This is a genomic window from Vibrio sp. 1727, assembly GCF_033344415.1.
Classification (GTDB): Bacteria; Pseudomonadota; Gammaproteobacteria; order Enterobacterales; family Vibrionaceae; genus Vibrio; species Vibrio alginolyticus.
Window position 1 is genome coordinate 1 of the sequence record NZ_JAWPOT010000650.1, and the last position, 522, is coordinate 522.

General features: G+C 46.7%; 1 protein-coding gene and 1 pseudogene. Both read left to right on the top strand.

Annotated elements, in window-relative coordinates:
* Window positions 1-231: pseudogene (locus tag R8O10_RS27405) on the top strand (phosphoenolpyruvate-protein phosphotransferase PtsP); the annotation flags it as partial.
* 6 nt (window positions 232-237) lie between these two features.
* The coding region (locus tag R8O10_RS27410; protein ID WP_318192260.1) for a TSUP family transporter at window positions 238-522 on the top strand (285 nt) is incomplete at its 3' end.

Below are 522 nucleotides of genomic sequence, written 5' to 3' on the forward strand. Positions count from 1 at the left end.
GATCCATTTGGTGCGCTCTTATTACTTGGGTTGGGATACACCAGCTTAAGTATGAACACATCTAACGTGGCTAAGGTGAAGTATTTGATTCGTCATAGCCAACAACAGGAACTAGAAAAACTAGCGGAACAGGCGATGACAAAATCGTACGGAGAGGAGATTCATCAAATGATGCATGATTTCTTTATCCAACAAGGTTTTGCAGGCTTCGTTCGTGCAGGGAAAAAGTAGGTAATCGTGACCGTCTCTTTATTTTTGTTATTGCTGGCGCTGGGCGCTTTTGTTGGTGTGATGGCGGGGCTACTCGGCATTGGGGGCGGATTAATCGTCGTACCTGCGTTGTTATTTTTGCTGCCTTGGGCGGGCATTTCTCCAGAAATGAGCATGCACATGGCGCTTGCGACATCTCTGGCAAGTATCATCGTCACATCAGGTTCTTCTGCTCTCAACCATCTTAAGCTTGGCAACGTAGATATGTTTGTTGTGAAGTGGCTAATGCCCGGAGTGGTGATTGGCGGCTTT